Consider the following 20,164-nt stretch of genomic DNA (forward strand, 5'->3'; position numbering starts at 1 on the left):
GTCATGTCACTTTTGAGTTCATTTAAGAAGCGTTCAACCCTGGATGCCGCCATCAAGCAAGTGGCGCAGGCCCGTAAAAGCGATGCCGGCAAGGCCGAGCAATTGTATAAAAGTGCTTATCAAGGTTTTGCCAGCGTGATTGCCGACAATTTGATGTTCTCCGAAGCCTTGTATCACTGGGGATTTGCCTTGTTGCACGAAGCCAGGGCCAAGCCGCCGCTCGAGGCTATCGAAATTTACGAAGATGCGATTTCCAAGTTTTCATTCTGTTTGCTGACATCGCCCAATTATCTGGGCGCGGCAATTGATGGCGGCGTGGCGTTCATGGAGTTGGCCCGTATCAGTCCGGATGACGGAAAGGCCGGCTTATATGGTTTGGCGGAAGATTTTTTCGAAAAAGCCGGCAAGATTCAAAAAGGCAGCGCGGCCTATAATCTGGCTTGTATTTACGCGTTGCGCGGAGATGAAGAGGCTTGTCAACAAGCCTTGCGGCAAGCCAAGGAATTTGGCAGTTTGCCGGACGAAACCAATATCATGCGGGACGAGGATATGGAAAACGTCAAGCAGGCGCAATGGTTTACCGAATTCATGGACGCGGTGCGCGCTCAACCCGAGCCGGTTCGGGAAAAATTGACCGATGTCGAGATAAGCGGCGAGCCCAAGTTCAAATTGAAAAAATCCGAAGACTTTGATTACTATTCCAAATAGCAGGCCGCCAAAATAGCCTGCAATTTTTCTAAGCCCAGTTCGCGGGTCAGTTTGATATTGCGGGCTGGGATATTTTCCGGGTCCGGGTAGTGTGCTATCGCGTGCTCCATGCTGGTTTCCCTGATGATGTGCAGCATCGGATAGGGGGAGCGGTTGGTGTAATTGGCGGGATCGTTTTCATCATCCGTTTCGCTGGCCATTTCAAAACGATAGTCTGGATGAAAGCTGGCCAGTTGATAAATGCCTTCATAACCTTGTTCAACCAATAATTGCTCGGCGACAGCCAGCATGTCCAGATAATCGTCAAAATCGCTAAATCCGTTCGGTAAAATCAGCAGCGTGGTTTCCGTTTCAGGGTGTGCGTCAAGATGAGTGCATTCGTCTATTAAATTTTCCAATGCGGTTTCCATGCGATCTGTTTGTGCAACCTGATAACGGATGCTATTTCTCTGCTGTTCGCGCTGCGCAAATGGACAAATATTGAAGGCGATGATGAATGAGCTAAGCCAGGTTCGGGTGGCGTTAATAATCTGTTGATCAGTCATGGGGTGGCGTTAAAAATGTTAAAGAAAAGCCTAATGCATTGGATATGCGTGGCAGCTTTGTTACCGGCAATCTTGCATGCCGATGTGTTTGAATGGGTCGATGGCCACGGCCGGCATCACTATTCCGACCGCAAGCAAGAGCAAGCAAGGATTTTACCAGTTGATCGCGGCGTTTCTTATCTTGTCGTGGAAAAAGTATTCGATGGCGATACCATTTTGTTGAGCAACGGTCAAAAGGTCAGATTGCTGGGAGTCAATACGCCGGAAGTGGCGGGCCGCAACAAAAATGCCGAAGCAGGGGGCGAGCAAGCCAAGGCTTGGTTGAAAAGCCGTTTGGAACATCATAAAGTCCGATTGGAAGCCGATGTGGAAAAACAGGATAAATATCAGCGCACTCTGGCACATGTGTTTGGCGAAGATAAACTGCATATCAATCTGGAGTTGGTTCGGCGTGGGTTGGCCACGGTGAGTATTTATCCGCCAAATTTGAAATATGTTGATGCATTACTGAAAGCGCAGCAGGGTGCCGAGCAGGCTCGCCTGGGAATATGGCGCGATTCGGTGTACATGCCGCAGGCATTCGATGCATTAACCGCGGATAATTACAAAGGCTGGAAACGGATAACAGGACCAATACAGGGAGTCAAACAGACCCGCAAATACAGCTACTTGCGGTTTTCCGATCGGGTTGCCGTGCGGATCGAAAATGCATCGTTGAATTTATTTCCGGTTTTACAGAGCTATGTGGGTAAAAGTGTCGAAGCTCGGGGTTGGGTGATCAGGCAAAAAGATCGCTTTGTTGTGCCGGTCCGCCACCCTGGCGAATTTAAAATTCTTCGGCCCGCAGGTTGATTTCTCGGCATACCTATCGATCAGGAAAGCTCAGCGTCGCCCTGGCCCATTAAAGTAGTGCGCGTTGCTTGTCGGACGGGCGTGTGAATACGTTTATTTAAGCTCGGCGGCGGCATCCTTGTCGTCGACGCCTGCCCAACAAGCAACCGCACCCTCCCAATTATTTACCCTCAGAGTAATTTGCTTTCACGCACAAAAAACCCGCCTTTCGGCGGGTTCATTTGCTCAATCATTCTGCTAATGCAGGATGACTTTTTACTTTCTCAACGGTTGTTGTGGCTGACCATTCACTTCCAATTGAACGCGGCGGTTATTGGCTTGGCCTTCCGCAGTCTCATTGGTATCGATTGGGTTGTTCCAGCCATAACCTTTAGATGAGATGTTGGTGGAAGGGTTGTTTTTGGTCAGGTACTTCTTAACCGCCAATGCACGACGCTCCGACAGATCCATGTTATGTTCGTATGAACCTGTTTTGCTGGTGTGGCCTTGAACTTCGAAAGATTCATTTGGGAATTTTTTGATAATCTCGGCCGCTCTATCCAGTTTTTGGTAATACGCGGGTTTGATAATATCTTTGTCGTTGTCAAATTTCACGTCAAGAATCCAGCAGCCATGAATGCTGACTTCGACGCCTGGCAGCGTGTTAGGGCATTTGTCCTGGCAGTTGTTGACGCCGTCTTTGTCATCATCCAGTTTTGAGCAGTCCGGGATGGGGGTGCCGGGTTTGAGGAATACGGTTTTGACGAAATCACTCATGCCAGCGGGGCTGGAAATCGTGTTGACATCGGTTGCCATGCCGCAACTGGATACGTCGGCAATCTGTTGCAGGCTATCTCTGCCGATGGCATCGTTTTGATTACCCACCCATACGGTGTAAATGCATAATTTATCGCCATATTGCGCTTTCAGTGCTTGCGCGGCGGGTACCGGGTTGGTTTCGTCCATGCCGTCGCTAAACACAATCAGAGCAATGTTGCCTGACTCCGCGCCCAAGTCAGGCTTGGCGGCAGTCAAGGCTTCAGCCAATGGAGTACCGCCACTTGAGCAAGTCATTGTGGTAATGGCGCTTTCGAAGCTACCCGCTGTATATTGCTGTACGGGTTGATTCAGCTTGGTTTCGTGCCAGTCCGTGCAAGGTCCCATGCCGAAACTGCGCAAACCTGAAGTCAGCGGAATGGATGGAATGGATTTGTTAAATTTGTGCAGCAGATTTTTTTCAACATCCAATTTGGTGCCGCTGTATTCAGCGGAATTCAGGTAGGTTTTGCCTGTTGATGACGATGAGTCATTCAATACGAAAAAACTGTTGGTTTTTTGAACTAACAAGCCGGATTGAACTTGAGCATTCAGATCGTTTGCTTGAAACGGCTGAAAAGTGTTACTCGATTGCGTGGCGCAACCGGATACGAGTGCGGCTGTCAGTGCCGCGGAAAGGGTGAGGAACTTTTGCATTGTTATTATCTCCAGATTGTTTTCGAAATTTCGGCGGGCACTAAACCCTAGTTACGAGTCTAGCACTAAAAAGCTTATTTTTTAATGCTTACGTTCACCTTAATGGTCCGGCGTGAAATAATATAGGTTTTGCCATTGGGGGCTGTCATGGCTGCGATCACTCGAATCATCTATTTTTGTATGTTATGTCTGCCGGTTCAGCTTGTGTGGGCGGAGACTGCCGATGCAATTAAGCAAATGGCCGAACAAGGCAACTCACTAGCGCAAGCCAAACTGGCTTCTTTATATCTGCTCGGCAGGGATGGTGTGGACAAGAATGAGGACTTGGCGGCGGATTGGATGGAAAAATCCGCTAATCAAGGCGTCGTCGATGCTCAAGTGGTGATGGGTGCCTTGTATGATCGCGGTATCGGCGTGGTTGCCGATCGGGATAAGGCAACAAAATGGTATGAAAAAGCCGCGGCGCAAGGGCATGGCACATCATTGGCCATTCTGGGTAAAAACGAAGCCGCCAAAGGCAGTGTGCAGTTTAATTATCAGGCAATGCGCCTTAGTGCGGCGCGTTCGATCCCGATGGAATATGCGAAAAGATTTTTAACAGGTAAGTAATTGTAATGAGTATAAGAACCCGCTTTGCCCCCAGTCCCACCGGCTATTTACATGTCGGTGGCGCCAGAACCGCCTTGTTTTCCTGGTTATATGCCCGTAAGCACGGCGGCAAATTTATTTTGCGCATCGAGGATACCGATCTGGAGCGTTCCAGCCAGGAATCGGTGAATGCAATTTTGGAAGGCATGACTTGGTTGGGATTGGAGTATGACGAAGGCCCGTTTTATCAAACCCATCGTTTCGATCGCTACAAGGAGGTGATTCAGCAATTGTTGGATCAGGGCGATGCTTATTATTGCTATTGCAGCCGCGAAGAATTGGATGCCTTACGCGAGCAGCAAATGGCCGATAAGGAAAAGCCGCGTTACAACGGTAAGTGCCGTCATGGAGCGAGCGGCGATGGTGAACGAGTAGTTCGTTTCAAGAATCCCGAGCAAGGCGAGGTGGTGATCGATGACCTGGTAAAAGGCCGTATCGTGGTAGCGAATAAGGAACTGGACGATTTAATCATCGCCCGTTCCGACGGTACGCCGACCTATAATCTGACCGTGGTGGTCGACGATATGGACATGGGCGTGACCCATGTGATTCGTGGCGACGACCATGTCAATAATACGCCGCGTCAGATCAATATCTTGAAAGCCTTGGGCGCGCAATTGCCGGTTTATGCGCATGTGCCGATGATTCTGGGTTCGGATGGGGCGCGTTTGTCCAAGCGTCACGGCGCGGTTAGCGTGATGCAGTATCGCAACGACGGTTATTTACCCGAGGCTTTGCTGAATTATCTAGTGCGCTTGGGCTGGTCGCATGGCGATCAGGAGTTGTTCAGTATCGACGAAATGATTCAGTTTTTTGAGCTGGAAAAAGTCAATGTGTCGGCCTCGACCTTCAATACCGAAAAGCTGATATGGCTGAATCATCAATACATCATGAGCAGTGATCCGGCCCGTGTCGCGCATCACTTAAGCTGGCATCTGGGGGAGAGGGGCATCGATCCTACCTGTGGGCCGGCATTGGTTGACTTGGTCAAGGCGCAACGGGAGCGCTGCAAAACTTTGGTCGATATGGCGGAGGAAAGTCTTTATTTCTATCGCGATTTCGATACCTATGACGAAAAGGCGGTCAAGAAGAACTTCAAAGCCGGTGTCGATGAGATATTGCAACATCTGTGGAGCCGATTCGATGCATTGACGGGATGGGAGGCCGAAGCCTTGCATCAGGTGGTACTGGACAGTGCCGAGCAATTGCAATTGAATATGGGTAAGGTGGCTCAACCTTTACGCGTTGCTGTCTGTGGTTGTGCTGTGTCGCCGGCTATCGATGTGACATTGTGTCTGTTGGGTAAAGAGAAAACCTTGGACAGAATCGCGCGTGCGATAGAATTTATAAAAAATAACTAGACAAGGATTAAAATATCCGTATAATGGGCGGTCTCAACTACGGGGCCATAGCTCAGCTGGGAGAGCGCTTGCATGGCATGCAAGAGGTCAGGAGTTCGATCCTCCTTGGCTCCACCAATGTAGTTGATAGTTTAAAGTCTTAGTCCCCATCGTCTAGTGGCCTAGGACACCGCCCTTTCACGGCGGTAACCGGGGTTCGAACCCCCGTGGGGACGCCACTTTTTGGCGGGCTTTAAACGCTTATCGGCAGTTGATCTATACCAGTTCTTAGTCCCCATCGTCTAGTGGCCTAGGACACCGCCCTTTCACGGCGGTAACCGGGGTTCGAACCCCCGTGGGGACGCCAAACAATTAAGCCGCCTATTCTCAATGAGAATAGGCGGCTTTTTTATGGGCGTTATTCGGGTCGAGATTACCCAACAACCATGGGCTGTTGGGTGCATCGCTTCGTTAGCAGTAAATGACGCGTTTGCCGTCCGCGGCCGGGATGATCTCGCCGATACTAAAGGCGGTTTCGCCCAGTTCATTAAGTAGTGATACGGCAGTGTTTTCATCGGCCGCATCCACGCAGACTATCATGCCAACACCACAGTTGAAGGTGATTAGCATGTCGGCCAAATCCACATTGCCTTGCTGTTGCAACCAAACAAAAATTTCCGGCAGCTGCCAAGCCGATAAATCGATTTTGGCGCTCAAATCGTTCGGCAATACGCGGGGTAAGTTTTCGGTAATGCCGCCGCCGGTGATGTGGGCCATGGCATGTATGTCGACGCTTTTCAATAATTCCAGCAGCGGCTTTACATAGATACGCGTGGGAGTCAGCAGGGTTTCGCCGAGTGGTTTGCCGTTGACGCTATCGGTCAATGCTAGTCCGCTACGCTCGATGATTTTACGGATCAGTGAATAGCCATTGGAATGCGGGCCGGAAGAGGATATGCCGATCAATTTGTCGCCGACCTTGACCTTGTCGCCGTCGATAATGCGGTCCTTTTCGACGATACCGACGCAAAAACCGGCCAGGTCATAATCGCCATCGCTGTACATGCCGGGCATTTCGGCGGTTTCACCACCCACCAGCGCGGCGCCGGCTTGTTCACAGCCTTTGCCTATGCCTTCGATTACCGCCGCGGCCGTGTCGACCTCCAGTTTGCCGGTGGCGAAATAATCCAGAAAAAACAGCGGTTCGGCGCCTTGAACGACGATGTCGTTGACGCACATGGCGACCAGGTCTATGCCAACCGTGTTATGCAGATTAAGATCCAGCGCCAGCTTTAATTTTGTGCCGACGCCATCGGTACCTGAGACTAATACTGGGTTTTTATAGCGGTCCAGCGGCAATTCGAACAGCGAGCCAAAGCCGCCAAGTCCGGCCATGACGCCGGCATTACGGGTTCTGGCCGCGATAGGTTTGATGCGGTCGACTAAAGCATTGCCGGCTTCAATGTCGACGCCCGCACTCTTATAATTCAGGCGATCGTGCTGTTGTGAGCTCAATGGGGGCCTCTTACTAAAGTTAAGATTGAAACAACCGATATTGTACTATAGTTCCAATTCATACACCGTCAGGGTAGGCCGCAAGCAATGATTTTTAACAAGGGAAAACGAGTGTTTTGGCTAGTATTTTTGCTGGCTTGTCTGCCTGTCGAAACACCCCGTGCCGTCGAGGTAACAGGCCTGTACGAAATCGAGCTGATTGCCAACAGCCAGTCCGCCGCCGATAGGGAGTTGGCGATCAAGCAGGCTTTGTATGGTGTGCTGAGCCGGGTGTTGGTTTCCGAAGATATTTCCAAAATTCCCGCTGTGCAACAGGTGTTAAGCGGCGCACAGCATTATGTCAAACAATTCCAATACTCGTTGATCGCGGCCGATGAATATTCCGACAGCGACGCGCGCCTGATTCGGGTGGAATTCGACGAGGATCAGTTGCTGGAAGTGATGCGCAAGAGTCAGGTTGGTATCTGGAGCGAAATCAGGCCGCAAACCCTAGTTTGGTTGGTGGTGGACGAAGACGGCAAGCGGCAGTTTTTTAACAGCGATGCGATGGCGGATTTCGAAAGTGCGTTGGCGCTGGCGTCGAAAGTGAAGGGCGTGCCGATCATGTTTCCAATGCTGGATCTGGAGGAACAACAACGAATTTCGGTCAGCGAAGTATTGGGCGCCGATTCCAGAAATTTGTTGGCGGTTTCGGCGCGCTATGAAGTACCGGCGGTGATGGCGGGTCGAGTAGTGAAAAAAGACCAATGCTGGCAGGGAGAATGGGCCTTTTATTTCGACGGAAAAATCAAACAATGGAATAGCGATTGCCTGCCGCTGAAGGCGGCTATGTTGGACGGCATGCAGGGGGCTTACACCGTACTGTCTAACTACTATGGGATTAAGCCTTAGTCGGTTGCTAATTTAGCGTGCTGAAAAATCTAATGCCCGATTTCAATTCGGGCATTATTTTTTCAAGATTGTCTTCACATCAGCAGCAAATGCTGCTCATGGTTTCAGCTGTCAAACCTCAGTGTCTGAAATGCCGCATACCGGTCAACACCATCGCGATGTTGTGTTCGTCGGCGGCGTCGATGACTTCCTGGTCGCGCATCGAGCCGCCGGGATGAATCACGGCGGTGATGCCGGCGGCCGCGGCGGCGTCGATACCGTCGCGGAACGGGAAGAAGGCATCCGAGGCCATGACGGAACCGGCTACCTCCAGTCCTTCGTCGGCGGCTTTGATGCCGGCAATCTTGGCGGAATAGACCCGGCTCATCTGTCCGGCGCCGATGCCGATGGTTTGGCCTTCCTTGCCGTAGACGATGGCGTTGGATTTGACGAATTTAGCCACTTTCCAGACGAACATCAGGTCGGCCATTTCCTGCTCGGTGGGCGCGCGCTTGCTGACCACTTTGACATCCGCCGCGTTGATGCTGCCCGTATCTTTATCCTGTACCAATAATCCGCCGCCGACGCGTTTGAAGTCCTGCGCCGCAATGCCGGTTTCGTTCCAGTAACCGCATTCCAGAACCCGCACGTTCTGTTTTTTCGCCAAGGCTGCTCTGGCAGCTTGGCTAATGGCGGGCGCGATGATCACTTCGACAAACTGACGAGCGACGATTTCGGCGGCGGTGGTTGAGTCCAGTTCCCGGTTGAAAGCGATAATGCCGCCGAAGGCGGAAGTCGGGTCGGTTACATAAGCCAGATTGTAGGCCTCGAAAATGTTGTCGCTGATCGCGACGCCGCAGGGGTTGGCGTGCTTGACAATCACGCAAGCGGGTTGATCGCCGAAGGCCTTGACGCATTCCAGCGCGGCATCGGCATCGGCGATGTTGTTATACGATAGTTCCTTGCCTTGCAATTGCTTGGCGGCGGCGATGCTGCCGGCGGGCGGATTTTTTTCGCCGTAAAACGCCGCGTTTTGATGCGGGTTTTCGCCGTAGCGCATGCTTTGCAGACGGTGGAATTGCATGTTCAGGGTTTCGGGGAAATTGCCGGCGTCAACCACTTTACTTAAATAAGCCGCAATCATGCTGTCGTAACGGGCGGTGTGCTCGAAACTTTTCAAAGCCAGCTTGAAACGGGTTTCATGGCTCAATGAGGTTTGGTTTGCTTGCAGTTCGGCCAGAATCGCCGCATAGTCGGTCGGATCGACCACGATGGCGACATCGTTGTGGTTCTTGGCCGCGCCGCGGATCATGCTGGGGCCGCCGATGTCGATGTTTTCGATCGCGGTTTCCAGATCGCAATCCGGCTTGGCGACGGTTTGCTCGAAGGGATAGAGGTTGACCACCACCATGTCGATAGGCTTGATGCCGCTTTCGGCCATCACGGCATCGTCGATGCCGCGCCGGCCCAAAATGCCGCCATGAACCTTGGGGTGCAGGGTTTTTACCCGACCGTCCATCATTTCCGGAAAACCGGTGTAATCGGAGACTTCGGTAACGTCGATGTTATTTTCCGCCAGTAGTTTGGCGGTACCGCCGGTGGATAGCAGCTCGATCCCTAAGCCGTTTAGTTCACGGCAGAATTCCAAAACGCCGGTTTTATCCGAAACGCTGACTAGCGCGCGAGTGACTTTTTTGTTTATGCCCAAAGGGGTATTCATGCAAACCTCAAAAAAGGAAATGAAAAAGAATTTTTAACAATTGGTTAGCAAAAGTGGAGAAACCTAGGTCGCTAACCGGCTGGTATTAGCCGAATAAGGAGAATAGAGCTGCTCGGTGGAAAGTCCACTGCTATTACAATAAGCTGGGTAAATAACAGCAATCAGCCTATGCCATATTGGTCGAGTTTTTTGCGCAAGGTACTGCGGCTCAGACCCAGTATTTTGGCGGCCTTGCTTTGATTGAAATCGGAATGTTTCAGCGCGGTTTCCAGCAAGGGTTTTTCGACTTCGGTCAAGACCAGTTGATACAGGCCGGATGAGTCGTGGCCATTCAGATGGGCGAAATAATCTTCCACCGATTGGCGCACATGATCGGATAAGGTGTGACCGTTACTATTGGTTATTTTGATTGATTCTACTTCCATCTAGGCGACTCGTGGGGTGATGAAATTAAACGAGGCGTTAACCAGCGCAAGTTGCCGCGCCGGATGTTGTGCCTGATTGATTAGGTTTTTTTGTTCGGCGGGCAGGGTGCCGAGCGGGTCGAAATACCAACCTATGTGCTTACGTGCAATTCTAACACCACTGGTAGCGCCGTAAAAACTGTATAAAGTTTCCAGGTGTTGCAGGATGACGGTTTTGATTTCGGACAAGGATAGCGGCAAAAAATCGTCATTGTCCGCTAGTTTTGCCAGAAGCTCCTTGAATATCCAGGGTTTGCCTTGCGCCGCCCGGCCTATCATGACGGCGTCTGCGCCGGTATAATTAAGCACTTGTCTAGCTTTTTCCGCGCTGTCGATATCGCCGTTAGCGATAACCGGGATACTGATAGCCTGTTTAACCTGTTTGATGGTGTCGTATTCGGCGTTGCCGTTGAATTTGCAGGCTCTGCTGCGGCCATGAACGGTCAAGGCCTGAATCCCGCAATTTTCGGCAATCCTGGCGATTCTTACGGCATTTCTATTGGCTAAATCCCAGCCCGTGCGGATTTTCAAGCTCACCGGCACTTCGACCGCATCGACCACGGCGGTCAGGATTTTTTCCACCAACTGTTCGTCTTTCATCAATGCGGAGCCGGCCGCCACCGAGCAGACTTTTTTTGCCGGGCAACCCATGTTGATGTCGATGATTTGCGCGCCGCGATCCTGATTCAGGCGGGCGGCGGCGGCCATTTGCAGCGGCTCCGTGCCGAGAATTTGAACCGAACGTAATCCGGTTTCACCGCTGTAATCGGTTTTTTGCAGAGTGCGTGGATGCTGTTGTAACCCGCTGTTGGAAATCACCATTTCCGACACGGTTAAACCGGCGCCGAATTGGCTGCACAGCCGGCGAAACGGGTTGTCGGTAATGCCCGCCATCGGGGCGAGAAGAATGTTATTCGGAAGTTGATAGGGGCCGATTTGCATGGAGAGCCAAGCAGTCAAAAAGGCGGCACATAATACCCGAAAAACAGGCGGCAATGTAGCCTACTTTTTCGTACGAGGAAATAGGCTGGCGGCGTGGTCCAAGCGCTGTCAGTCAGGACAGCCCACACTGCTTTCCTGGAACCATGGGAAAGCAGTTGCGAACTGTCGGGCGAGAATTACAGGCCTTGGCTGTTCAGGTAATCCTCGTAATTGCCGTTGAAATCGACGATGCCGTTCGGCGTCAGTTCGATGATGCGAGTCGCGAGAGAGGAAACGAACTCACGGTCGTGACTGACGAAAATCAAGGTGCCGGGATAATTTTCCAGCGCGGTGTTCAGCGACTCGATCGATTCCATATCCAAATGGTTGGTCGGTTCGTCCAGCACCATGATGTTGTTCTTTTGCAGAATTAGCTTGCCGAACAGCATTCGGCCTTGCTCGCCGCCGGAAATGACTTTGACGGATTTATTGATTTCATCATTGGAAAACAACAAGCGCCCCAGCGTGCCGCGAATCGTCTGATCGTCGTCGGTTTCCTTGCGCCATTGGCCCATCCAGTTGATCAAACTCATGTCCTCGGCGAAGTCCTCGGCATGATCCTGGGCAAAATAGCCGACATCTGCGTTTTCCGACCATTTCACTTCGCCGCTATCCGGCGTCAATTCGCCGACCAAGGTTTTCAGCAGCGTGGACTTGCCGATGCCATTGGGACCGATCACCGCCACCCGTTCACCGACCGGAATCATCAGATTCAGGTTTTTGAATAAGGGTTGTTCGCCATAACCTTTACTTAAATCTTGAACTTCCAAGGCCAGCCTATGCAGCTTCTTGGTCTGGTCGAAACGGATGAAGGGATTGACTCGGCTTGAAGGCTTGACTTCGTCGAGCTTGATTTTTTCCAATTGGCGCGCGCGCGAGGTGGCTTGTTTGGCCTTGGAGGCATTGGCCGAGAAACGGCTGACGAAGGTCTGCAACTCGGCGATCTGGGCTTTTTTCTTGGCGTTGCCGGCCAGCAGCCGCTCTCTGACTTCGGTCACGGCTATCATGTAGTCGTCATAGTTGCCCGGATATACACGCAGTTCGCCGTAATCCAGATCGGCCATGTGAGTGCAGACGCTGTTCAGGAAATGGCGGTCATGCGAGATGATGATCATGGTCGAATTGCGCTCGTTCAGCACGTTTTCCAGCCAGCGGATGGTGTTGATGTCCAGGTTGTTGGTGGGCTCGTCCAGCAGCATGATGTCGGGATTGGCGAACAAGGCCTGAGCCAGCAATACCCGCAATTTCCAGCCCGGAGCCACCGCGCTCATCGGACCGTTATGCTGTTCCAGCGGAATGTCCAGGCCCAGCAGCAGTTCGCCGGCCCTGGCTTCGGCGGTATAACCGTTGTATTCGGCGAACACCGACTCCAGCTCGGCGGCGCGCATATAGTCGTCTTCGCTGGCTTCCAGGTTGGCGTAGATGGCGTCGCGTTCCGACATGGCCGCCCACATTTCGGCGTGTCCCATTAGTACGACATCCAGCACGCGCCTGTCTTCATAAGCAAATTGATCCTGGCGCAGGATGCCGAGGCGTTCATTGGCGTCGATGCTGACGTTGCCGGCGGAAGGCTCCAGGTCGCCGCTCAAGATTTTCATCAGGGTGGATTTTCCACAGCCGTTGGCGCCAATCAGGCCGTAACGGTTGCCGTTGCCGAATTTAACGGAAATGTTTTCAAACAGGGGTTTGGCCCCAAATTGCATGGTGATATTAGCGGTAGAAATCAAGATAATGTCCGGAAAGTTGGGATAACAGGCATGCGCTGTTGTTGTGAGTTAAACGATGAAGTTGGTTATGGAAAAATAAGGCTATCCGTAAAAATTCGTAAACCTTGGGATCTGGATTAGCGGCAAGCCGGTTAACAGTCCGATTTTGTATGAGAACGGATTCTTGGATATTCTCGTTGACTATTTTATCAGAGTATAGCCGGTAAGAGATTTTGTCTGCTTAGGCTAAAATGATAGCGGCGGTAAATCCTGCTTTCCGCAACCGGGGCAGCTTAAGCCCTAAATTCTTTGTTCCAGGATGATTTGAATGCAAAAACTGGTTATTTACAATCATGGCAAGGACAGCATACCCTGGGGCGAAAAACCCTTGGCGTTGGCCGAAGTAGCCAAGGATCATGGTTTTATGTTTATTAGTCCGGATTATCAGGCCAGCAATGACCCGGAACTGCGCGTCAAGCAGCTGTTGAATATGGAATTATCCGGGTATCGAACCATCGTACTTATCGGTTCCAGCATGGGCGCTTATGTGGCAACGGTCGCCGCCGAGCGGATCAAGCCCGCCGGACTGTTTTTGCTCGCGCCGGCTTTTTATTTGCCAGGATATGCCCGCGGTGAATTTAAGCCGCATACCGAACGGATTGAAGTGTTTCATGGTTGGCGAGACGAGGTGGTAGCGCCTGAAAATGCTTGGCGATTTTGTCAAACACACCGGGCTTGTCTGCATATGTTGGATGCCGATCATCGCCTGTTGAGCGTGTTGCCGGTTATGGTAGAGGCATTTGATCGATTTTTAAGTCATTGCAATCGTTAAATTTTAAGTCCGAGGTGCGGCATGTCCGATTTTAAAAAGTACCATTGTATGGAGTGCGAGCATATCTATGACGAAGCCAAGGGCGATCCCGATAGCGGTATTGCTCCGGGTACGCGTTGGGAGGATATTGCGGACGATTGGTCCTGTCCGATTTGCGGCGCGCCGAAAAGCTTTTTTAAGTTGTTGAATTATTAAATTCGTCTGAAAAAGCTTTACATAAATTATGTCCGAATTAAATGTTCGGGCCGTTCAGTTTTAATCCATTGAAAAGGAAGATTTAAATGATACCCGTCATACTTTCTGGAGGTTCCGGCACCCGGTTGTGGCCATTGTCGCGAGGCCAGTACCCCAAACAATTTTTGCCATTGGTTTCCGGCAATACCATGATTCAGGAAACCCTGCTCAGATTAAATGGCATGGCCGGGTTGCAACCGCCGATTGCGGTCTGTAATGAAGATCACCGTTTCATGATGGCCGAGCAGCTTTGGGAAATCGGCATCAAACCCGCCGCTATTATTCTGGAACCGATGGGTAAAAATACCGCGCCCGCGGTGGCCATGGCGGCATTGAGCGCCCGCTCCGATGACGACGTTTTACTGATACTGCCCGCCGACCATGTGATTGCCGACACGGCCGCTTTCCATAAAGCCATTGTTCAAGCCGAAGCCTTGGCGCGACAAGACTTGCTGGTGACTTTCGGTATCGTCGCTACCCAGCCGGAAACCGGCTATGGCTATATCAAGGCCGGCGGAACCAGCATGGGCAGTGCTTTTGACGTGGCTGCCTTCGTCGAAAAGCCCGACTTAGCCACGGCGCAAGGCTATCTCGAAAATGGCGGGTATTTCTGGAATAGCGGCATGTTTGCTTTTAAAGCCGGTTGTTTCTTGCGCGAGCTGGAAAAATTTAATCCTGAAATGCTGGACGTGTGCCGGCGAGCGTTGGCCGAGGCGAAAACCGATCTTGATTTTGTCAGGCTGGACAAGGCGATATTTTCAACCTGTCCATCCGACTCTATCGACTATGCCGTGATGGAAAAAACCGATAAAGCCGCAGTGATACCGTTGGACGCCGGTTGGAACGATGTCGGTTCCTGGTCGGCACTGTGGGACGTGACCAGTAAAGACGAAGCAGGCAATGCCATCAAGGGCGACGTGCTGTCCATCGATACGGTCAATTCTTTCATTCATTCCAGTAATAAACTGGTGGCCGTAATCGGCGTCAAGGATTTGGTGGTGGTTGAAACCGACGATGCGGTGATGGTGGCGGCTAAAGATCGGGTGCAGGATGTCAAGGTTATCGTCGATCGGTTAAAAGCCTTAAAACGCGATGAAGCGCAGGTGCATCGTAAGGTTTATCGGCCGTGGGGACATTATGATCTGGTCGATACCGGCGATCGGCATCATACCAAACGGATCGTGGTTAAACCCGGCGCCAAGTTGTCGGTACAGAAACATCATCACCGCGCCGAGCATTGGGTGGTGGTAAAAGGCACTGCTTGGGTCAATAAGAATGGCGAAAATATTCTGGTCACGGAAAACGAGTCGATTTACATCCCGGTGGGCGTGGTGCATAGCCTGGAAAATCCCGGCGTGATTCCGTTGGAAATGGTGGAGGTGCAGTCCGGCAGTTATTTGGGCGAGGACGACATCGTGCGCTACCAAGACAATTACGGGCGGGTTTAGCGGCGCGCTAGAAACAGTTTTCGAACTGTAGCCACATCAACCCGGCAACGAAGCAAATTGAATCAATCTCGGTTTCGCCTCAACGTGTTAAGTTTTATTTGCGTTGCAGGCGAAGCGAATTCAACACCACTGAAATCGAGCTCATCGCCATCGCCCCCGAGGCGATCATCGGGTTCAGTTTGCCCATAGCCGCCACCGGGATCGCCACGGTGTTGTAACCCAAGGCCCAAAATAAATTTTGCTTGATGATGCGCAGGGTTGCACCGCTCAATTCCATCACATCCGCCACCTTACCGATGTCGCCGTTGACCAGGATCAGGTCGGCGGTTTCGATCGCCACGTCGGTACCGGTTCCGATCGCAAAGCCGACATCGGATGCGGCCAGCGCCGGCGCATCGTTGATGCCGTCGCCTATCATGCCGACCTTGGCGCCCTCGGCTTGCAATTGGCGGACGATCTCCAGCTTTTGTTCCGGCTTGGCCTGGGCGATGACCGTAGTGATACCGACTTGTTCGGCGATATAGTTGGCGGTGGCTTCGGTGTCGCCGGTGACCATCAGCGGCTCTAGGCCCTGGCGGCGCAAACGTTGAATGGCTTCGGCGGCATGCTCTCTCGGTTTATCGGCAATGCCGAACAAGGCGGCCGCCTTACCGCCGATGGCGACAAAAACGGGGGTTTTGCCTTGTTCCGCCAGAGGCGCGGCGCGTTTGCTGAGGGTTTTGATGGCAATGCCGGACTGTTCCAGCCAGTCGGCGTTGCCGATCAATACTTCCGTGCGGTCGACTTGGGCCTTGATGCCTTGGCCGGGAATGTTTTCAAAGGTTTCGACCTTGCCCGGCGTGACTTGACGCGCTTCGGCATAGGCGACGATGGTTTTGGCCAGGAAATGCTCGGAATCGAATTCCGCCGTGGCGGCCAAGGCCAGTACATGTTCTTCGTTTTGTCTTGCCGCAACAATGAAATCGGTGACCCGTGGTTTGCCTTCGGTGATGGTGCCGGTCTTGTCGAACACGATGTGGGTCAGTTTGGAAGCCATTTCCAGGCTGCCGCCGTTGCGGATATACACGCCGCGCTTGGCCGACTGGCCGGTGCCGACCATGATGGCCATCGGCGTGGCCAGGCCCAGCGAACACGGGCAGGCTATCAGCAGTACCGCGATGGCATTGCTGAACGCCACGCCAAAACTGGCGCCGGCCAGCATCCAGCCGCCGAAGGTAAAGGCCGACAGCGCCATCACCGAAGGCACGAATACAGCCGAGATTTGATCGACGGTTTTTTGTATCGGCAGTTTGGATGACTGGGCCTGATCGACCATGTGGATGATGTTGGCCAGTACCGTGTCCTTGCCGACCGCGCTGACCCGCATCTTCAACACGCCGTTGGCGTTGATGCAGCCGCCTATCAATTTGTGGCCGACCGCCTTGACTACCGGCAGACTTTCGCCGGTGACCATGGCTTCATCGACGGTCGACAAGCCTTCGATGACGATGCCATCGGTGGGAATCTTTTCGCCGGGCCGCACCAACAGAATGTCATCGACCGCGACTCGGTCCAGCATGATGATGATTTCCTGACCATCGCGCAGCAAGGTGGCGTGTTGCGGTTGTAAATCGACCAACTTGCGGATGGCTTCGTGGGCCTTGCCCTTGGCTTGCTCTTCCAGATAGCGGCCGATCAGGACGAAGGTGATGATGCCGGTGGCCGAGTCTATATAGAGTCCGCGCTTGCCGGACAGCAGCGAGAACAAACTGTAACCGTAGGAAGAACCCACGCCCAGCGCGATCAGGCTGTCCATGTTGGTGGCGCGCTGTTTGGCGAGTTTGGCGGCCTTGACGAAAAACGGCTTGCCGGCCCAAAACACCACAGGCAAGGCCAGCAAATGTTGCGCCCAATGCCAGAAACGCGAGGAAGGCGCGGCCATGCCGAGCACCATTACCGGTACGCTTAAGGCCACCGACAGAAACGCGCGGTTGCGGGCGTCTCTCAGGCGCTGCTTTTCCCGCGCAATCAGCAGTTGCCGCTGTGCCAGGTTGTCAAAATTATGGGCTTTGTAGCCGGTTTTTTCGATTAATGCAATAACTTCGTCCTTGCCGATTCGGCCCTTGATCATGGCTGTTTCCGAGGCATAATTGACATTGGCAAGCGTGATGCGTTGGTCTCGCCTCAAGAGCATTTCGATCAACAGCGCGCAGGACACGCAAGTCATGCCTTCGATGCTCAGATTGTATTCCCGTTCCGGTAGATTGATAACCGCAGCGGGCGTGTCGGTCGGTAGGGCCGAATGGCTGTTGTTTTGGCCGATGTTGCCGAGCAAGGCGTCCAGCAGCGTTAACAGGCTAGCTTTGGGTAGTTGCTTGGGATCAAACTTGATCGTGACCGAAGCGATACTCGGCACACTGCGAACCTCGACAATGCCGGGGCGCTTTTTCAGCAGAATTTCCAGGATGTAGGCGCGTTCCGGGTCTTTGAGCAAAACCGGGGCGATAACACGGATTCTACGTTTTAAGGCATGAACCAATTGGCCATGGCTAAGGCTGGTCCTGTCGGTTATAGTCATGAGCTGCTCCGCTGAAAAATAACTGGCTTAAACGATCAGTGTCCAGTTTATTTTGTTCTGTTGGCGCTACGCCGGGTTCCAAATCTTGCGCTTTAGGACAGGCCCGCGCCCTGACTAAAGCGGGTTTCTATGGGAGTCGCTTTCTTCCTTGATCTCGGCGATAAAGTCGCCAAGATTTTCTTTTTGCCGCAGCACGAAGTTCTTGCTTTCCACGGCGGTTTGAGTGCCGACCGCAATGAGTTCCTTGCGGTATTTATGGGTCATGTAGCCCGTGACCACGCCGAGGGAAAACAAAGATAAGGGGTGTCGGACCAATGCGTTGGTGAGACTTCTGCTGGCATGACTGACTCCGGAAATGACGAAACCCATCACCAGACCCTTGACCAGGGTTTCACCACGCGTGGGCGGTGCCATGCGCTTTTTGCCTTTACGGCCTCCGGTTTTCTTATGTTTGTCGTCCGCGGTATCGAGGGATTTTTCTTTGTCGTTCATGACTTACCTCCGTGTTCTTGAAACGGTGAGGGGCGTTACTGCTATATTGGTCGTGATCACTTAATCGAAAAATTCGCTAACAAGTTTGACCATATTATTCATCTGAAAGTTAAAATTAGGGCAAGGTCGTTGGCAGGCGTCGGCGACAAGGATGCCGCTGTCGAGCCTGCATGGACGCATTCACGGCGTCCTGCCCGGCAAGTAATCGCGCCCTGGACGCTAGTTTAATGGGCAGGGGCGATGCTGAGCTTGCAAGAACTTTAGCTTTCAATAATCTTGGACCACTTTATCCGGCCGGTCAAATCATTTGCACCCTTTGATAGCTTTGGGTGTGGCTCGAACTTTTATGTTACTCGGAATTCCATCATGAGCGTATCCAATACACCCCAAGCAGCCAATGGTGTCGTGAAAAAAGCCGTGATGATCACGTTGGCTTTGCTGGGCATCACGTTCATCCTGTGGCTGGATAGCTGGTTCATGGATCACGCCGGCATGCCGGATTTGGCGGGTGATGTTAATTTCGGCCTGTTGATATTGATCGGCTTTTTGACTAGTTTCCATTGCGTCGGCATGTGTGGGCCATTGATTCTGGGGTATACCGCCAAGGAGGCCAGGACCGGCCGCAAAACCTATATTACGCATTTGTTGTATGGGCTAGGTAAAACTATTTCCTACACCAGTATCGGCGCCTTGTTCGGTGCCTTCGGCGCGATCGTGGCCTTTACGCCCTACACCCAGGGCGCGGTCGGCATGGCGGCCGGTTTTTTTCTGATGTTGTTCGGTTTGCACATGCTGGAGGTATTTCCGGCGCTGAATCATTTTCAATTCAAGACACCGGCCTTCGTGATGCGCTTCGTCGGCAAGGAATACCGCAAGCACAGCAACCCATTCGTGATCGGCTTGTTGAACGGGCTGATGATTATCTGCGGACCCCTGCAAGCCATGTATGTGATGGCGGCCGGCTCCGGCAGCTGGACGCAAGGCGCGGCGATTCTGTTCTTTTTCGGTGTCGGCACCTTGCCGTTGTTGTTGGGTTTTGGCTTCCTGACCAGCCTGTTGTCCGGCAATCTGACGCCAAAACTGCTGAAGGCATCCGGTGTGATTGTGATGGCTTTGGGGCTGATCATGTTGAATCGCGGCTTGGCAGTCACCGGCACTGGCCTGGATTTCAACACCCTGGTCGCGCGCGGATCGCAGTATTTGGCGCCCACTGCCGCGGATTCCGCCAACTGCGAAAACGAGCAAACTATCCATATGGATGTACTGAAAACCCGCTTCTCGCCGAATAAATTTACCCTACGCAAGGGCATACCGGTGAAATGGGCGATCAATGTCAAGGAATTGAATGAATGCAACAATCAAATTGTGGTGCGTGAATATGGGCTGGAAATCAAATTGAAAACCGGCTTGCAGGTCATCGAATTTACGCCCACCGAAGCCGGGGTGGTGCCTTGGAGTTGTTGGATGGGCATGATTCCGGGCACGTTCATCGTGGTCGAAGATACGCTTCAATCCGAGCAGAGTCCCGCTGTCGCCCCTCAAGCGGCTGAAGCTGGCCAGCTGCTCGAAGAAACCGATCAACAACGTCTGATCCGTCAATTTCAGGACAAGTGGCGGAAAATTGCGGCTTTTTGGCAAAGCAGCGCTACCGAATAAATTTATTTTTCCAGGCGTGTGAAAGAAATTTGCAGATGGAGTGAGTGCTATGCCTTGGTTGCTGTTGTTAAATAACACAGTTAATTTTTATTGATTGGTCGCAGCTGTCTTGACTAGTCTGATTTGTATGGAAAATTTTAACTT

The 20,164-nt window shown here is 52.3% G+C and carries 18 protein-coding genes and 3 tRNA genes; 12 read left to right on the top strand and 9 right to left on the bottom strand.

From position 1 onward, the window contains the following. Positions 1-3 precede the first annotated feature (3 nt). Complete coding sequence (locus IVG45_RS01410; RefSeq protein ID WP_196436125.1) at positions 4-708, top strand: TPR end-of-group domain-containing protein; 705 nt, start codon at positions 4-6, stop codon at positions 706-708. Here IVG45_RS01410 and IVG45_RS01415 read toward each other — a convergent pair. Continuing rightward, entirely contained in the window at positions 696-1,253 is a 558-nt protein-coding gene (locus tag IVG45_RS01415) for a DUF1415 domain-containing protein (RefSeq protein WP_196436126.1), read from the bottom strand. The genes IVG45_RS01410 and IVG45_RS01415 overlap by 13 nt on opposite strands. Positions 1,254-1,301: 48 nt before the next feature. Here IVG45_RS01415 and IVG45_RS01420 point away from each other — a divergent pair, with 48 nt between their 5' ends. Next, positions 1,302-2,105, top strand: coding sequence for a thermonuclease family protein (locus IVG45_RS01420; protein WP_230874710.1), 804 nt, complete (start codon positions 1,302-1,304; stop codon positions 2,103-2,105). Between the two features lie 255 nt (positions 2,106-2,360). Here the strand turns inward: IVG45_RS01420 and IVG45_RS01425 are convergent, their stop codons facing one another. Beyond that, complete coding sequence (locus IVG45_RS01425) at positions 2,361-3,557, bottom strand: OmpA family protein (protein WP_196436128.1); 1,197 nt, start codon at positions 3,555-3,557, stop codon at positions 2,361-2,363. 135 nt (positions 3,558-3,692) lie between these two features. Between IVG45_RS01425 and IVG45_RS01430 the strand changes: the two genes are divergently transcribed. From IVG45_RS01430 to IVG45_RS01450, 5 genes are all read left to right on the top strand, one after another. Beyond that, a complete protein-coding gene (locus IVG45_RS01430) occupies positions 3,693-4,166 on the top strand; it encodes a tetratricopeptide repeat protein (RefSeq protein WP_230874711.1) in 474 nt (157 codons plus the stop codon). Between the two features lie 5 nt (positions 4,167-4,171). After that, positions 4,172-5,566, top strand: a complete 1,395-nt coding sequence (gene gltX, locus IVG45_RS01435) for a glutamate--tRNA ligase (RefSeq protein ID WP_196436129.1) — start codon at positions 4,172-4,174, stop codon at positions 5,564-5,566. Between the two features lie 41 nt (positions 5,567-5,607). Then, positions 5,608-5,683 (top strand) — tRNA-Ala (locus IVG45_RS01440). A 25-nt stretch (positions 5,684-5,708) separates the two neighbouring features. Further along, positions 5,709-5,784, top strand: a tRNA-Glu gene (locus IVG45_RS01445). A 52-nt stretch (positions 5,785-5,836) separates the two neighbouring features. Next, positions 5,837-5,912: transfer RNA gene (locus IVG45_RS01450), tRNA-Glu, on the top strand. A 104-nt stretch (positions 5,913-6,016) separates the two neighbouring features. On the opposite strand, the gene purM is transcribed toward IVG45_RS01450, so the two are convergent. Continuing rightward, positions 6,017-7,060, bottom strand: coding sequence for a phosphoribosylformylglycinamidine cyclo-ligase (purM, locus tag IVG45_RS01455; protein WP_196436130.1), 1,044 nt, complete (start codon positions 7,058-7,060; stop codon positions 6,017-6,019). 111 nt (positions 7,061-7,171) lie between these two features. Here purM and IVG45_RS01460 point away from each other — a divergent pair, with 111 nt between their 5' ends. After that, positions 7,172-7,951 (top strand): DUF2066 domain-containing protein, encoded by a 780-nt coding sequence (locus IVG45_RS01460; RefSeq protein WP_230874712.1) that lies wholly within the window; start codon positions 7,172-7,174, stop codon positions 7,949-7,951. A gap of 118 nt (positions 7,952-8,069) precedes the next feature. On the opposite strand, the gene purH is transcribed toward IVG45_RS01460, so the two are convergent. From purH to IVG45_RS01480, 4 genes are all read right to left on the bottom strand, one after another. After that, positions 8,070-9,650 carry a bifunctional phosphoribosylaminoimidazolecarboxamide formyltransferase/IMP cyclohydrolase gene (purH, locus tag IVG45_RS01465; protein WP_230874713.1) on the bottom strand — a complete coding sequence of 527 codons (1,581 nt, stop codon included), beginning with the start codon at positions 9,648-9,650 and terminating at the stop codon, positions 8,070-8,072. Between the two features lie 161 nt (positions 9,651-9,811). Further along, positions 9,812-10,075, bottom strand: a complete 264-nt coding sequence (gene fis / locus IVG45_RS01470) for a DNA-binding transcriptional regulator Fis (RefSeq protein ID WP_196436132.1) — start codon at positions 10,073-10,075, stop codon at positions 9,812-9,814. Further along, complete coding sequence (dusB, locus tag IVG45_RS01475; RefSeq protein WP_196436133.1) at positions 10,076-11,056, bottom strand: tRNA dihydrouridine synthase DusB; 981 nt, start codon at positions 11,054-11,056, stop codon at positions 10,076-10,078. 176 nt (positions 11,057-11,232) lie between these two features. Then, the gene (locus tag IVG45_RS01480) at positions 11,233-12,822 is read right to left on the bottom strand and encodes an ABC-F family ATPase (protein ID WP_196436134.1); all 1,590 of its coding nucleotides are present in this window, start codon (positions 12,820-12,822) and stop codon (positions 11,233-11,235) included. 307 nt (positions 12,823-13,129) lie between these two features. On the opposite strand from IVG45_RS01480, the gene IVG45_RS01485 reads away from it, so the two are divergent. The 3 genes from IVG45_RS01485 (at position 13,130) to IVG45_RS01495 (ending at position 15,315) form a co-directional block, all read left to right on the top strand. Next, a complete protein-coding gene (locus IVG45_RS01485; protein WP_196436135.1) occupies positions 13,130-13,633 on the top strand; it encodes a YqiA/YcfP family alpha/beta fold hydrolase in 504 nt (167 codons plus the stop codon). A 21-nt stretch (positions 13,634-13,654) separates the two neighbouring features. After that, on the top strand, positions 13,655-13,828 hold the full coding sequence (locus tag IVG45_RS01490; protein ID WP_196436136.1) for a rubredoxin: 174 nt from the start codon (positions 13,655-13,657) through the stop codon (positions 13,826-13,828). 86 nt (positions 13,829-13,914) lie between these two features. Continuing rightward, a complete protein-coding gene (locus tag IVG45_RS01495; protein ID WP_196436137.1) occupies positions 13,915-15,315 on the top strand; it encodes a mannose-1-phosphate guanylyltransferase/mannose-6-phosphate isomerase in 1,401 nt (466 codons plus the stop codon). Between the two features lie 94 nt (positions 15,316-15,409). Here the strand turns inward: IVG45_RS01495 and IVG45_RS01500 are convergent, their stop codons facing one another. Then, complete coding sequence (locus tag IVG45_RS01500; protein WP_196436138.1) at positions 15,410-17,872, bottom strand: heavy metal translocating P-type ATPase; 2,463 nt, start codon at positions 17,870-17,872, stop codon at positions 15,410-15,412. A 114-nt stretch (positions 17,873-17,986) separates the two neighbouring features. Further along, complete coding sequence (locus IVG45_RS01505) at positions 17,987-18,364, bottom strand: hypothetical protein (protein WP_230874714.1); 378 nt, start codon at positions 18,362-18,364, stop codon at positions 17,987-17,989. A 366-nt stretch (positions 18,365-18,730) separates the two neighbouring features. On the opposite strand from IVG45_RS01505, the gene IVG45_RS01510 reads away from it, so the two are divergent. Beyond that, positions 18,731-20,020 carry a sulfite exporter TauE/SafE family protein gene (locus IVG45_RS01510; RefSeq protein WP_230874715.1) on the top strand — a complete coding sequence of 430 codons (1,290 nt, stop codon included), beginning with the start codon at positions 18,731-18,733 and terminating at the stop codon, positions 20,018-20,020. The last annotated feature ends 144 nt before the right edge of the window (positions 20,021-20,164 follow it).

Origin of the sequence: Methylomonas sp. LL1, assembly GCF_015711015.1 — a bacterium.
In the GTDB taxonomy this organism is placed as follows: domain Bacteria; phylum Pseudomonadota; class Gammaproteobacteria; order Methylococcales; family Methylomonadaceae; genus Methylomonas.